This is a genomic window from Geminicoccus harenae, assembly GCF_019800005.1.
GTDB classification, from domain to species: domain Bacteria; phylum Pseudomonadota; class Alphaproteobacteria; order Geminicoccales; family Geminicoccaceae; genus Geminicoccus; species Geminicoccus harenae.
This window is the reverse complement of sequence record NZ_JABGCL010000011.1, coordinates 40,731-54,979: the sequence shown is the minus strand read 5'-3', so window position 1 is coordinate 54,979 and position 14,249 is coordinate 40,731. Positions and strand designations below refer to the sequence as shown.

At 69.7% G+C, this 14,249-nt stretch carries 10 protein-coding genes; 3 read left to right on the top strand and 7 right to left on the bottom strand.

The features are described from left to right. Window positions 1-305 precede the first annotated feature (305 nt). Together HLA95_RS12265 and HLA95_RS12260 are read left to right on the top strand one after the other, a co-directional pair. Window positions 306-1,241 (top strand): SMP-30/gluconolactonase/LRE family protein, encoded by a 936-nt coding sequence (locus tag HLA95_RS12265; RefSeq protein WP_191060846.1) that lies wholly within the window; start codon window positions 306-308, stop codon window positions 1,239-1,241. Between the two features lie 115 nt (window positions 1,242-1,356). Beyond that, window positions 1,357-2,913: an MFS transporter gene (locus tag HLA95_RS12260; protein ID WP_222183489.1), complete on the top strand. Its 1,557-nt coding sequence runs from the start codon at window positions 1,357-1,359 to the stop codon at window positions 2,911-2,913. Window positions 2,914-2,922: 9 nt separating this feature from the next. Here HLA95_RS12260 and HLA95_RS12255 read toward each other — a convergent pair whose 3' ends face one another. The 7 genes from HLA95_RS12255 to htpG form a co-directional block, all read right to left on the bottom strand. Next, window positions 2,923-4,095: a nicotinate phosphoribosyltransferase gene (locus tag HLA95_RS12255; RefSeq protein ID WP_191060448.1), complete on the bottom strand. Its 1,173-nt coding sequence runs from the start codon at window positions 4,093-4,095 to the stop codon at window positions 2,923-2,925. Window positions 4,096-4,157: 62 nt separating this feature from the next. Further along, entirely contained in the window at window positions 4,158-5,528 is a 1,371-nt protein-coding gene (locus HLA95_RS12250; protein WP_191060449.1) for a class II 3-deoxy-7-phosphoheptulonate synthase, read from the bottom strand. A 29-nt stretch (window positions 5,529-5,557) separates the two neighbouring features. Next, on the bottom strand, window positions 5,558-6,952 hold the full coding sequence (gorA, locus tag HLA95_RS12245; RefSeq protein WP_191060450.1) for a glutathione-disulfide reductase: 1,395 nt from the start codon (window positions 6,950-6,952) through the stop codon (window positions 5,558-5,560). Window positions 6,953-6,983: 31 nt separating this feature from the next. After that, complete coding sequence (locus HLA95_RS12240; RefSeq protein WP_191060451.1) at window positions 6,984-8,474, bottom strand: NAD-dependent succinate-semialdehyde dehydrogenase; 1,491 nt, start codon at window positions 8,472-8,474, stop codon at window positions 6,984-6,986. Between the two features lie 223 nt (window positions 8,475-8,697). Then, window positions 8,698-8,934 carry a YMGG-like glycine zipper-containing protein gene (locus HLA95_RS12235; RefSeq protein WP_222183487.1) on the bottom strand — a complete coding sequence of 79 codons (237 nt, stop codon included), beginning with the start codon at window positions 8,932-8,934 and terminating at the stop codon, window positions 8,698-8,700. Between the two features lie 17 nt (window positions 8,935-8,951). Continuing rightward, complete coding sequence (locus HLA95_RS12230; protein WP_222183485.1) at window positions 8,952-9,323, bottom strand: Rap1a/Tai family immunity protein; 372 nt, start codon at window positions 9,321-9,323, stop codon at window positions 8,952-8,954. A gap of 122 nt (window positions 9,324-9,445) precedes the next feature. After that, window positions 9,446-11,359: a molecular chaperone HtpG gene (htpG, locus tag HLA95_RS12225; protein WP_191060854.1), complete on the bottom strand. Its 1,914-nt coding sequence runs from the start codon at window positions 11,357-11,359 to the stop codon at window positions 9,446-9,448. A 359-nt stretch (window positions 11,360-11,718) separates the two neighbouring features. On the opposite strand from htpG, the gene HLA95_RS12220 reads away from it, so the two are divergent. Next, window positions 11,719-14,235 (top strand): helicase-related protein, encoded by a 2,517-nt coding sequence (locus HLA95_RS12220; protein ID WP_222183483.1) that lies wholly within the window; start codon window positions 11,719-11,721, stop codon window positions 14,233-14,235. Window positions 14,236-14,249 lie beyond the last annotated feature (14 nt).

Genomic DNA, 14,249 nt, shown 5'->3' with positions numbered 1-14,249 from the left:
ACCAAGCGTGGTGGTTGAACGTCGCGGGCGTCCCTCGGTTTCCAGGTAGTCTCGATTGAGTTGCGGCCCGGCTGGCGAGCGGAGTTAGGGACATGGTGGCCCTTCTCCTCCCATCGCTCGATGGCCGCAGCCCTAAGGCTCGTACAAGTACATGATCAGCCGCATGCAATACTTCCGCCTATTTCAGGAAATCTTTCCTCAACCGATAGTCGTGGGGAGCGACGACGCCCGGGCAGTCCCGCGACGCTCTTCACGAAGGCGCCGGCGGCCGGTACAGCCATGGCAACGAGCAGGGAGAGTGCGACATGGCGGACGAGCGGGTGCTGGCGGACGGGCTGCGCTTTCCGGAAGGGCCGGTGGTGATGCCGGACGGGTCGATCATCCTGGTGGAGATCGCCGCCGGCCGGATCACGAAGGTGGCACCGGACGGCACCAAGTCGGTGCTGGCGGACCGCTGCGACGGCCCGAACGGGCTGGCGATGGGCCCGAACGGCCTGCTCTACCTGTGCAACAATGGCGGCTTCGCCTGGAAGGAGGATGACGGCATCCTCCACACGGCCGGCCAGGCGGAAGACTATTCCGGCGGGCGGATCGAGACCTTCGACCCGGCCACCGGTGAGCTGCGCCGCCTCTATGACCGTTGCGGCGATCACCCCCTGCGCGGGCCGAACGACATCATGTTCGACCTGCCGGATTGCGGCTGGGAGCCGGGCTTCTGGTTCAGCGACCTGGGCAAGAGCCGGGCGCGTGACCGCGACCATGGCGGCGCCTACTGGGCGGCGGCGGACGGCAGCCGCATCGTCGAGGTCGCCCACCCGATCGCGGGCGGCGCCAACGGGATCGGCCTGTCGCCGGACAACCGCACCCTCTATGTCGCCGAGACCGAGACGGCACGGCTGTGGGCCTGGGACATCGTGGGGCCGGGCGAGCTGCGCAAGGAGAAATGGCCGAGCCCGCATGGCGGCCGGCTGCTCTGCACCATGCCGGGCTACGCCCGGTTCGACAGCCTGGCGGTGACCGCATCCGGCAATATCTGCGTGGCGACGCTGATCACGGGCGAGATCACCACCATCTCGCCAACCGGTGAGATCCTGGACCGGCGCCGCTTCGACGACCCGATGGTGACCAATATCTGCTTCGGCGGGCCCGACCTGCGCACCGCGTACGTGACCCTGTCGGGCATCGGCCAACTGGTCGAGCTGCCCTGGCCGGAGTCGGGACTGCGCCTGGCCTATGGCTGAGCCTGCCACTAAATAGGCGAGGGGGCCGGTGGCTGGACATGGTTAACTAGTTCATTTAGTGATCCCGCCCCCCGCGCGCTCGCCGCGCGGCCGACCTTCCTGGATCGTCCTCCCCATGACTGTTGACGTCATGCCGGGCAGCCGCGCCACGCCGCGCGAATGGATCGGCCTCGCCGTGCTGGCGCTGCCCTGCCTGGTCTATTCCATGGACCTGACCGTCCTGAACCTGGCGATTCCCCAGCTCTCCGCCGACCTGCGGCCGAGTGCGGCCCAGCTCTTGTGGATCGTCGACATCTACGGCTTCCTGGTCGCGGGCTCGCTGATCACCATGGGCACGCTCGGCGACCGGATCGGCCGGCGCCGGCTGCTGCTGATCGGTGCCGCCGCGTTCGGCGTCGCCTCGGTGCTGGCGGCCTTCGCACCCAGCGCCGAACTGCTGATCCTGGCGCGCGCCGTGCTGGGCCTGGCCGGCGCTACCCTGGCGCCTTCCACCCTTTCCCTGATCCGCACCATGTTCCAGGACGACCGGCAGCGCACCTTCGCGATCGGCGTCTGGATCGCCAGCTTCTCGGCCGGTGCCGCGATCGGGCCGGTGGTGGGCGGCGTGCTGCTGGAGCATTTCTGGTGGGGCTCGGTGTTCCTGATCGCCCTGCCGGTGATGCTGCTCCTGCTGGTGCTGGGCCCCTTCCTCCTGCCGGAGGCGCGCGATCCGGACGCAGGCAGGATGGACCTGCCGAGTGCCGCCCTGTCGGTCGTGGCGGTGCTGGCCGTGATCTACGGCATCAAGCACAGTGCGGAGGCGGGCTTCGGCCTGCTGCCAGCATTGGCGATCCTGGCGGGCCTCGCCGTCGGGCTTCTGTTCGTGCGCCGCCAGCGCCGCCTGGATGATCCGCTGATCGACGTGTCGCTGTTCCGCATCCCCTCGTTCAGCGCGGCACTGCTCATCAACCTCCTGTCCCTGTTCGCGGCCCTCGGCTTCTTCCTGGTGATCGGCCAGTATCTCCAGCTCGTGCTGGGCATGGGGCCGCTGGAGGCGGGCCTGTGGGTGGCGCCGTCCGGGATCGCGTTCGCGGCCGGCTCGATGGTGGCGCCCTTGCTGGTGCGCCGCTGGCAGCCGGCCACGGTCATCGCCGGCGCGCTGGCGCTGGCGGCGCTGGGCTTCGTGATCCTCACCCAGCTAGGCGGGAGCTGGCCGCTGGCCGTGCTGGTCACCGGCATGCTGGTGTTCTGCCTGGGCCTGTCGCCGGTCGGCACGCTCACCACCGACCTGGTGCTGGGCTCCGCACCGCCGGAGCGCGCCGGTGCCGCCTCGGCGATCTCCGAGACCAGCTTCGAGTTCGGCGGGGCCATCGGGATCGCCGTGCTGGGCAGCGTGCTGACCGCGGTCTATCGCGAGCGGGTGATACCGGCCCTGCCGGCGGAGCTGCCGGCCGAGCTGGCGCTGGCGGCGAGCGGCACGCTGGCGGCCGCCCTGGAGGTGGCCGAGGACCTGCCGGGTAGTGCCGGCGCCGCGCTGGCTGAAGCCTCAAAGGCCGCCTTCACCCAAGCGATGGAGCTCTCCTCCATCCTGTGCGCCGCGATCGCCCTGGGTACCGCGCTGCTGGCCTGGATGACGCTGCACCGGCGCCGCAACCCGCCGGCCTCCGGCGAAGCCCTGGCCACCGGGGGCTGACCCGGCGGGTCAGCCCTGCGACTTGGCCTTGTTGGGGAACAGGAACTCGCGGCCGACCTTGACCCGGTACTGGCCGTCATAGGCGATCACGTCGGCAGTGGCGTAGGTCTCGGTCCACTGGTCGGGCAGGTAGGAGCCGGTGCCGACCACGTCGATGGGGGCGCGGACGGACGCCATCAGCTTGCACTTCTGCGGGCTGAAGCCCGAGGAGGCGATGATGCGCACCCGCGGGTAGCCGGCCCGGTCGAGCTGCTCGCGGACATGCCAGATGGCGGCCGCGGACACGCCGGTGCCGGTCAGCCAGCGCAATTCCTCGTGGGTGCGGTAGGTGCGGATCGCGTCGGGCACGTGGCGATCCAGCACCGCATAGGACTCCGCGGTGTCCAGCCCCTCCACGAACCGGCCGCCATGGGTGTCGAGCCGGATGGAGAGCTGGCCGGATGCCGCCAGCTCGGGGAAGCGGGCGCAGACCGCCAGGCTGTCGGTGATCTCCTGGCCGAAGAAGTCGACCAGCACGGTGAGCGGCTGGTCGGGGAAGGTCTCGTGGAACATCTCGGCCGCGCGCACCGTGCTGCCGGCATAGCCGATCAGCGCGTGGGGCATGGTGCCGCTGCCCTCGTCCCGGCCGAAGAAATGCGCGGTGGCGTCCACGGAATTGCCGATGAAGCCCACGGCACCGGCCCGGCGCCTGGCCTCGGCCGAGCCCACCGAGGCGGAGTAGGCCATCATCTCGCCCATCTCCGCACCGGCACAGTGCCTTGCGTCCATGGCGAGGAAGCCGACCTTGGGCAGGTCGGTGCACATGTTGTAGGCGTTGAATGCCGCCACGCAGCAGGGGCCCAGCCGCTGCAGCAGGATGGTCTCCAGGTCGACCAGGCCGGCGAACGGCCCGGTCAGGTAGAGCATCGGCTCGCCGGCACCGACCCAGTCGCCTTCCTTGAAGTGCAGGTCCAGTTCGATCTCGATCCCGCGCTCGGCCATGATCCGGGTCAGCCAGTCCAGCGCCAGGCGCGGCGCGAACAGGACCGGGCGGCGCATGAACACCGCATAGGTGACGCGGACGTCGCCGTACCGCTCCACCACTTCCTTGGTGCGCACGAAATACTTGTCGGTGAACCGGGCGATGTCGCCGTTGGTGGGGCCGTAGCCGGCCGCGGCGAGGGTGGTGGGGCGAGACGACATGCAAGGATCCCGTGGAGGCCCGGCAGGAGCTGGGGCTGGCGGCAGGAGCTGTTCGGTCGGGTTCAGCTCGCGACCCGGACGAGCTCGCGCTCCTCTTTCAGCGCCCGCGCCATCAGGAAGGCCAGCTCCAGCGACTGCTGGGCGTTCAGGCGGGGATCGCAATAGGTGTGATAGCGGTCCGACAGGCCGGCCTCGGTGATCGCCTGGGCGCCGCCCAGGCATTCGGTGACGTCCTGGCCGGTCATCTCCAGATGGACGCCGCCGGCATGGGTGCCTTCCGCCTTGTGGATGGCGAAGAAGCTGCGCACCTCGGACAGGATCCGGTCGAACGGCCGGGTCTTGTAGCCGCTGCCGGCCTTGATCGTGTTGCCGTGCATGGGATCGCAGGCCCAGACCACCTTGCGGCCCTCGCGCTCGATGGCACGGATGAGCGGCGGCAGGTGGCGCTCGACCTTCTCATGGCCCATCCGGGCGATCAGGGTCAGCCGGCCGGGCCGGTTGTCCGGGTTCAGGAGGTCGCACAGCCGCAGCAGGTCCTCGGCCGTCATGGTCGGGCCGCACTTGAGCCCCAGCGGGTTGGCGATGCCGCGGCAGAACTCGACATGGGCGCCGTCGAGCTGGCGGGTACGGTCGCCGATCCAGAGCAGGTGGGCGGACGTGTCGTACCAGCGGCCGCTGGTGCTATCCACGCGCGTCATCGCCTGCTCGAAGCCCAGCAGCAGCGCCTCGTGGCTGGTAAAGAAGCTGGTGCGCAGGATCTCGGGATTGTTGGCGTCCGTGATCCCGCAGGCGCGCATGAAGGCCAGCGATTCGGTGATCCGGTCGGCCATGTCCTGGTAGCGCTCGCCTTCCGGGCTGTTGGCGACGAAGCCCAGGTTCCAGGCCTGCACCCGGTCGAGTGAGGCATAGCCGCCTTGGGTGAAGGCGCGCAGCAGGTTGAGCGTCGCCGCGGCCTGGGAATAGGCCTGGAGCTGGCGCCTGGGGTCGGGGGCGCGCTGCCCGGCCTCGAAGGCCAAGCCGTTCACGATGTCGCCGCGATAGGCCGGCAGGGTCACGCCCTCGACCGTCTCGTCCGGGGCGGAGCGCGGCTTGGCGAACTGGCCGGCGATCCGGCCGAGCTTCACCACCGGCATGCCCGAGCCGAAGGTCAGCACCACGGCCATCTGCAGGATCACCCGCAGCGTGTCGCGGATCTTGTCGGCGGTGAAGTCGGCGAACGCCTCGGCGCAGTCGCCGCCCTGCAGGAGGAAGGCCCGGCCCTCGGCGACGTCGCCCAGCTTCTGGGTCAGCTCGCGCGCCTCGCCGGCGAACACCAGCGGCGGGTAGCCCGCCAGTTGCTGCTCGACCTCGGTCAGCACCGCCTGGTCCGGGAAGCTCGGCATCTGCTGCGCGACCTTCGCTCGCCAGGTCGAAGGGTTCCAGCTCGCGACCATGTCCGTTTCTCCTTCCCCCGCCAGTATAGCTAGCCTTTGAACGGCTGGTACATGGTGACGAACTCTTCCGCGGCGGTGGGATGAACCGCGATGGTATCGTCGAAGTCGGCCTTGGTGGCGCCGGCCGTCATGGCGGTGGCGAAGCCCTGGATGATCTCGCCGGCCTCGGGCCCGACCATGTGGCAGCCCAGTACCCGGTCGGTCTTCCGGTCGACTACCAGCTTCATGAAGATCCGGTGCGCGTGCTGGCCCATCGTGGTTCGCATCGGCCGGAAATTGGCCTTGTAGATCTCGACGTCGTAGCCCTCGGCATGGGCGCGGACCTCGGACAGGCCGCAGGTCGCCGCCTCCGGGGAGGAGAAGATCGCGGTCGCCAGCGTGTCGTAGCGCACCGGCATGACGCGGTCGTTGAACAGCCGCTCGGCGATGGCGCGGCCCTCGGCGATCGCCACCGGCGTCAGGTCGAACTGGCCGCTGTCCACGCCGCAGCCGGCATGGTCGGAGCAGTCGCCGACCGCGTAGAGGCCGTCCACGCTGCTCTTGTAGGTGTCGTCGACCAGGATTGCGCCCTCATGGTCCATCCGAACGTCCAGCTCTTCCAGGCCGATGCCGTGCGTCTTGGGGATCGGCCGGCGCCCGGTGGCGTAGACCACGAGGTCGGCCTCGAGCGCCGGCTCGATGCCATGGAGGCGCAGGCCGCTGGCCGTGCGCTCGATGCGCTCCACCACGCTGCGGCTCAGGATCTCCAGCCCGCCTGCGGCCATCTGGTCGGTGAGATGGCGGCGCAGATCCTCGTCGAAGCCGCGCAGCGGCTGGTCGCCGCGCAGGACCAAGCTGGTCTTCGCCCCGAAGCCCTGGAAGATGCAGGCCAGTTCCACGCCGATATAGCCGGCCCCGATCACCGCCACCCGTGCCGGCAGGTCGTAGACGTCCTCCAGCACCTGGTCGGAGGTGACCACGTGCTCGATGCCCGGGATGTCGGGGAAGAACGGGGCCGCACCGGTAGCGATCAGGACCCGTTTCGTCTGAAACAGTTCGCCGCCGGCATCGACCACGAAGCCGTCGCCCTGGCGGCAGGCGATCTTGGCACGGCTCTTGACCACCGCCACGCCGGCACCCGCCAGCATGCCGCCATAGATCGCTTCCAGCCGCGCGATCTCGAGGTTGCGCGCTTCGAGGAAGCCGTGAAAGTCGTGCCGCACCTCGCCGAACGACCAGCCCATGTCCCGGGCCACCGCCAGCTCGTGCGGCACGCTCGCACCGTAATGCATGAGCTTCTTCGGCACGCAGCCGCGGATCACGCAGGTGCCGCCCAGGCGCGAATCCTCGGCGAGCGCCACCTTGGCGCCGTGGGAGGCGGCGCGGCGGGCGCAGGCGACGCCGCCCGACCCACCGCCGATCACGAACAGGTCGAGCTGGCTCACGCCTTTGGCCTCGCTTTGGTGGACGGGAGGGTTACGGGGCGACGCCGATGCCGCCCAGGCTGACGTACTTCAGCTCCAGGTAGTCATCGACGCCGTACTTGCTGCCCTCGCGGCCGAGGCCCGACTGCTTCACCCCGCCGAACGGCGACACCTCGTTGGCGATCACGCCGTCGTTGACGCCGAGCAGGCCGACCTCCAACGCCTCGGCGACGCGGAACACTCGGCCGAGGTCACGGGAGTAGAAGTAGCCGGCCAGGCCGTAGTCGCTGTCGTTGGCCAGCGCGATCACCTCCTCCTCCGTCTCGAAGCGGAACAGGGGTGCCACCGGACCGAACGTCTCTTCGCGCGCGATCTGCATGTCCATATTGCAGGCGGAGAGCACGGTCGGCTGGAAGAACAGGCCGCCCAGCTGGTGGCGATCGCCGCCGGTCAGGACCGAAGCGCCCTTGGCGACCGCGTCCTTGACGTGCTCGGCGGCCTTGTCGACCGCGGCCGGCTCGATCAGCGGGCCCATCTGGGTGCCGTCCTCCATGCCGTTGCCGACCTTGAGCGCGCCCGCGGCTTCCGCGAACTTCTTCGCGAACTCGTCATAGATGCCGGCCTGGACATAGATCCGGTTGGTGCAGACGCAGGTCTGGCCGGAGTTGCGGAACTTGCAGGCAAGCGCACCCTGGACGGCGGCATCGACATCCGCATCGTCGAACACGATGAACGGCGCGTGGCCGCCCAGCTCCATGCTGACCTTCTTCACCGTGTCGGCGCACTGCTTGAGCAGGATCTTGCCCACCTCGGTGGAGCCGGTGAAGGAGATCTTGCGGACCTTCTTGTTCTCGGTGAGCTCGCCCGCGATCTTACGCGCCGAGCCGGTCACGATGTTGAACACGCCCGGCGGGAAGCCGGCGCGCTCGGCCAGCTCGGCCAGCGCCAGGGCGGAGTAGGGCGTGTAGGTCGCGGGCTTGATCACCACGGTGCAGCCGACCGCGAGACCCGGTGCCGACTTGCGGGTGATCATCGCGTTCGGGAAGTTCCAGGGCGTGATCATGCCGCACACGCCGACCGGCTGCTTCATCACCAGGATGCGGCGCGACGCTACCGTCTGCGGGACGATGTCACCGTAGATGCGCTTGGCCTCCTCGGCGAACCACTCGATGAACGAGGCGCCGTAGACGACCTCGCCGCGGCTCTCGGTGAGCGACTTGCCCTGCTCGCGGGTCATGATGATCGCGAGGTCTTCCTGGTTCGCGATCAGGAGGTCGAACCACTTGCGCAGGATCGCGGCGCGCTCCTTGCCGGTCTTCTGCTTCCAGGACTTGAACGCCTCGTCGGCGGCCTCGATGGCGCGCCGGGTCTCGGCCTCGCCCATGTCCGGGATGGAGCCCAGCCGCTCGCCGGTGGCGGGATCGGTCACGTCGATCGTCTTGCCGCTGTCGGCGCCCACCCACTTGCCGCCGATATAGGCCTGCTCCTTGAAGAGCGAGGGGTCCTTCAGCAGGTTGCGGATGTCTTTGAGGGCAGTAGCCATCTCGTCTCGAACTCCCCTTGGCCGGAGCCGGGCGACACGGGCCCGGGCTGCACCGGCGACGACCGACCTGGTCGGATGCGCCTGCATCCGGCCCATGTGAGGCGGCGGCCTCCATACAGGATGGGGGCTTGCGCGGTAAAGGCGCAGCCCGCCGGCGGCCGGTGCGGGACCGCCCGCACCGCCATCACGACAGGACGGCTGATCCTGGCCGCCTGCCGCCTGCTCAGTAGTTCTTCTGGATCTGGTCGTACACGAAGCCCGACGCGGCACCCGCGGCGGCCCCGATCCCGACCTGGCTCAGCCAGTTGCCGCCGAACAGGCCGACCACGCCGCCCGCGGCCGCCCCGGTGGCGGCACCCACCGCCGTGCTGCGCCCGGTCTGGCGGTCCACCGCGCAGCCCGCCACGCCGAGGCTCGCGATCAGCAGCGCTACGCCACCCAGCCGCTTCATCCTGCTCATGTCCCGTTGTTCTCCCGTCATTGCTTGCACGGCCAGATCGAGGCTGCGGCCCGCCAGAACCCGTCCACCGCGCTCTCGCTGCCGGTCTGCGGGTTGGTCTCGCCCCAGGCGACGATCGCGCGGCGGATGTCGTCCAGGGTCGGCACCGGGTCGGCGCAGGCCCAGGGCTGGATCGCACCGGCGCGCAGCAAGGTGGCATAGAGGCTGCCGTTGCCGACCAGCCAGCCGCGGCAGAACTGGGCCGCATCCTCGGAATCGGCGCCGCAGACCGCGACGAGATCGGAGAACGTCCGCATCCTGAAGGCATCGGGCGCTATCGGCGCAGCGAGCGCCCCGCCCGCAGCCGTGACCAAGATTGCCGCAAGCGCTGCCGTCCGCCAGCCCCGCATCGTCCACCTCCGTCTCGGCCCGGGCACCACAGCCGCGTCCGCGGCCGTCTCGACGGAACATATAGGGCCGGTGCCGCTGCGGACCAACGCCACGGCGGCACCGGCCGGCCGATGGCCCCGGTTCAGATCCCGATGCCGCGCGCCACGAAGGTCGACATGCGCCGGCCGAACGCGGCCGGGTCGGGCAGGGGCTCGCCTTCGACGATCCGGGCCTGGTCGAGCAGCAGGTGGGCGAGTTCCCCGAAGTCCGGCGTGTCGTCCTTGGCGAGCGTGGCCAGGCGGCGGACCAAGTCGTGGCGCGGGTTCACCTCCAGGATCCGCTTGGCCAGCACGTCCAGCTGGTTGTGGCTCTTGAGGAACCGCTCCAGGCGCATGTCCATCGCCTGGTCGCCCGCCACGAGGCAGACCGCACTCTGGCGCAGCCGCTTGCTTTCCCGCACGTCCGCGACCTGGTCGCCCAGCGCCAGCTTCAGCTTGGCGATCAGCCGGCCGAGATCGCCTTCCTCGGCGGCCGGCTCCTCGGGCTTGTCCGCCTCGGCCGGGTCCTTCTCGATGTTGGAGAGGTCCACGTCGCCCTTGGCCAGCGACCGGATCGGCTTGCCGCCATGCTCGGTCACCTGCTCCAGCCAGAACGGGTCGACCTGGTCGTCCAGCAGCAGCACCTCCACACCCTTGGCGCGCGCCTCTTCCAGCTGCGGGCTGTTGCGCAGGGCGGCGTGACTCTCACCGGAGATCACGTAGATCGCCTCCTGGCCGGGCTTCATCCGGCCGACATAGTCGGCGAGCGACACCCAGCCGTCAGTGGAGTGGGTGGAGCGGAAGCGCGCCAGCTCCATGATCCGCTCGCGGTTCTCGCCGTCCTCGTACAGCCCCTCCTTCAGCACTGCGCCGAAGTCGGTCCAGAAGGCCAGGTACTTGTCCTTCGCCTCCTGCTCCTCCGCCTGGGCCTTGTTCTTCAGCTCGTCCAGGATCCGCTTGACGATCGCCTTGCGCATCTTCGGCACGACGCTGCCCTGCTGCAGGGTCTCGCGGCTGACGTTCAGCGGCAGGTCCTGGCTGTCGATGATGCCGGACACGAAGCGCAGGTAGCGCGGCAGCAGGTTCTCCAGGCTGCTCGTGATGAACACCCGCTTGACGTAGAGCTTCACCCCATGGGCGCGGCGCGGGTCGTAGAGGTCGAAGGGCCTAGCGGTCGGCACGAACAGCAGGGCCGTGTATTCGAGCAGGCCCTCGGCGTTGAAGTGGACCCGGGCGAACGGCTCGTCGAAGGCGTGTGCTACGTGGTGGTAGAATTCCTTGTACTGCTCGTCGGTGATCTCGGACTTGGGCCGGGTCCAGAGTGCTGAGCCCTCGTTGATCTGCTCAGGGGCGGACGGCTCGTCGCCTTCCTGGTCGGCCTTGATCAGCCGCAGCCGGATCGGCAGGGCGATGTGGTCGGAATGGGTGCGCACGATCCGGCGCAGCGTCCACTCGTCCAGGAACTCCTTGGCGTCGTCCTTGAGGTGCAGGGTGATCGCCGTGCCGCGCTTGAACGAATCGGTCGGCAGCTCCTCGATGGCGAAGCCGCTGCGGCCGTCCGATGCCCAGCTCCAGGCGGTGCTGTCGCCGGCCCGGCGCGAGATCACCACCGCCTTGTCCGCCACCATGAACACCGAATAGAAGCCCACGCCGAACCGGCCGATCAGGTCGACGTCCTTCTTGGCGTCGCCGGTCAGCATCTCGGCGAAGCGCGCCGTGCCCGAGCGCGCGATGGTGCCGAGATTCTCGGCCAGCTCCTCGCGGGTCATGCCGATGCCGTTGTCGGCGATCGTCAGCAGACCGTTCTTGGCATCGGCCAGGATGGTGATCTCGAGGTCCGGGTCGGTGCCGAGCAGCTCCGGCCGGCTCAGGCTCTCGTAGCGCAGCTTGTCGCACGCATCCGACGCGTTGGAGATCAGCTCCCGCAGGAAGATCTCGCGATCCTTGTAGAGGGAGTTGATCACGAGATCGAGGACACGGCCGACATCGGCCTCGAACGGCTGCATCGTCTCGCTCATCGCCTTATGGTTCAGTTGGTTCGGGTGGATGATCCGTGCCGAGCCATCTGGGTCGGGCGACGGTATTGCGCAAGATCACACCGGCCGTGCAGACCTCGGCAGCCATGGCCGCAGGGCCGGTCATGGGGCGCCGCAGCCACGATCGGCTGGCCTGCAGGTCCGGCACCCCGTTGAACCGGGCGGCATCGGCCAGCGCCTCCGCTTCCCGGTAATATGGCTGTGAACCGATGGCGGGGCGGGGCGGGGCTGCCACGGGCATGTCACCCTCGCGTGCGCATGTGCAGGCCGGGATGCAGGAGTGGCAGAAGCCCCCCTTGCAATCCGGCACCGGCAACGGAATCTTCTGCGTCATGAGCTCGATGCGCACTACCGACTCGCGCATCTTGGCGGTCCTTGGACCGACCAACACTGGAAAGACGCACTTCGCGATCGAGCGTCTTCTGGCGCACCATTCCGGCATGATCGGCCTGCCCCTGCGGCTGCTCGCCCGCGAGATCTACGACCGGATCGTCAAGGAGCGCGGCCCGGATGCCGTGCAGCTCGTCACCGGCGAGGAGAAGATCGGCAGCGACAAGGCGCCCTACGTGGTCGCCACGGTCGAGGCGATGCCGATGGACCGCCCGGTCGCCTGCCTCGCGGTTGACGAGATCCAGCTCTGTGCCGACTGGGAGCGCGGCCACGTCTTCACCGACCGGCTCCTGAACGCTCGCGGCCTGCACGAGACGATCTTCCTGGGCTCGGACACGATCAAGCCGCTGATCCGCCAGCTCGTACCCGAGGCGGTGCTGATCGCCCGGCCGCGCATGTCCGCCCTGACCTATGCCGGCGAGAGCAAGCTGCACCGGCTGCCGCGCCGCTCCGCGATCGTCGCGTTCACCGCGGCCGACGTCTATGCGCTGGGCGAGGTGATCCGGCGCCAGCGCGGCGGGGCCGCGATCGTGATGGGCTCGCTCAGCCCCCGCACCCGCAATGCCCAGGTCGCCATGTACCAGGCGGGCGAGGTCGACTACCTGGTCGCGACCGATGCGATCGGCATGGGCCTGAACATGGACCTGACCCATGTGGCCTTCGCCGCCCTGCACAAGTTCGACGGGCGCGAGCGGCGCAAGCTGGCTGCCACCGAGGTGGCGCAGATCGCCGGGCGGGCCGGCCGGCACATGGCGAACGGCACGTTCGGCACCACCAACGGGGTGGGCGAGCTGGACGAGCGGATCGTGGAGGCGGTCGAGAGCCACAGCTTTCCGCCGCTCAAGCATCTGCGCTGGCGCAACTCCGCCCTGGACTTTCGCAGCCTGCAGGGCCTGCTGCGCTCGCTGGACGCCGGGCCCGACCGTGCCGCGCGCAACGCGCTGTGGAAGGTGCGCGACGCGCTGGACGACCGTTCCCTGCACATGCTGGCGGCTCGCGAGGAGATCCGCCAGATCGCCGACCGCCCGGAACGGGTGCGGCTGCTGTGGAGCGTCTGCCAGACCCCGGACTTCTCCAAGACCCTGGCCGAGAGCCACCTGCATCTGCTCAGCACGATCTACCGCCATCTGACCGGGCCCGAGGGCGTGATCCCGGCCGACTGGGTGGCGCGGACCATCGACCATATCGACCGGATGGACGGCGACATCGACACGCTGATGGGCCGGCTCGCCCATATCCGGACCTGGACCTATCTCTCGCATCGGCGGGACTGGTTCCAGGACGCGGCGCACTGGCAGGAGCGGGCCCGGGCCGTGGAGGACCGGCTGTCGGACGCCCTGCACGAGCGGCTGATGCAGCGCTTCGTCGACCGGCGCACCACGGCATTGCTGCGCTCGCTGCGCGAGCATGACGACCTGCCGGCGACGGTGGAGGCGGACGGCTCTCTGGCGGTGGACGGCCATCCGGTCGGGACCATCGAGGGGCTGGACTTCACCCTCCTGCCCGGCGAGGCCGATCTGGCCCGCAAGGCCCTGAGTGCCGCGGCACGCCGTGCGCTGCGCCCGGCCCTGGAGCGGCGGGTCGCGCAGATACTCGAAGCACCCGAGGACGAGGTCTGCTTCGATCCCGATGGGGCGGTGCGCTGGCAGGGTGCCGTGGTCGGCCGGCTCGCACCCGGCCGCACGCCGCTCCAGCCGGTCGTGCGGCCCAAGATCAGCGATGAACTGCGCGGCGAGCTGCGCGAGCGGGTGGCGGACGAGCTCGGCCGGCGGCTGCAGGGCTGGATCAAGCGGGGCATCGGCCGGATCGGGCGACTGGCTGCGGCCAGCGACGATGCCGGGCAGAGCGGTGCGGTGCGCGGCGTCGCCTATGCGCTGGTCGAGGCCCTGGGTGCGATCCGGGTGGACCGGATCGAGAGCGTGTCCACCCCGCTGGGCGAGGCCGACCGCAAGGCGCTGGCCCGGCTGGGCGTGCGGCTGGGCGTGGAATGGCTGTTCCTGCCCGAGTTGATGCGGCCGCGCGCGCGGCGGGTGATCGCGCTGCTGATCCGGGTCTGGACCGGGCAGGACTGCCCGCTGCCGCCCGAGGGTGCGACCACCTGGCGGGACGTGCCGGACCTGCTCGCTTCCACCCTAGCCGCCTTGGGCTTCACCCGGTTCGGCACGCTGGGTCTCCGGCTGGACGTCGCCGAGCGGCTGGCCGCCCAGTTGCGGGCACGGGCGCGGGAAAGCCGGCAGTTCGACCTGCCGGGCGACCTCGCGGCCGGTGCCGGGCTGAAGCTCGACGAGCTGGTCGCGGTGGCGGCGGGCCTGGGCTTTGCCTGCGTGGTCGAGGGCGAGGCACGCAGGCTGGTGCGCATGCGCAAGCGGCGCCGGCCGGACCCCGTTGAGCGCAAGCGCGCGGCACGGGCGGGGCGCAGCGATTCACCGTTCGCGGTGCTGCGCACGCTGGTCGCCGGAAGCAGTTGAGGGACCAGGAGAGC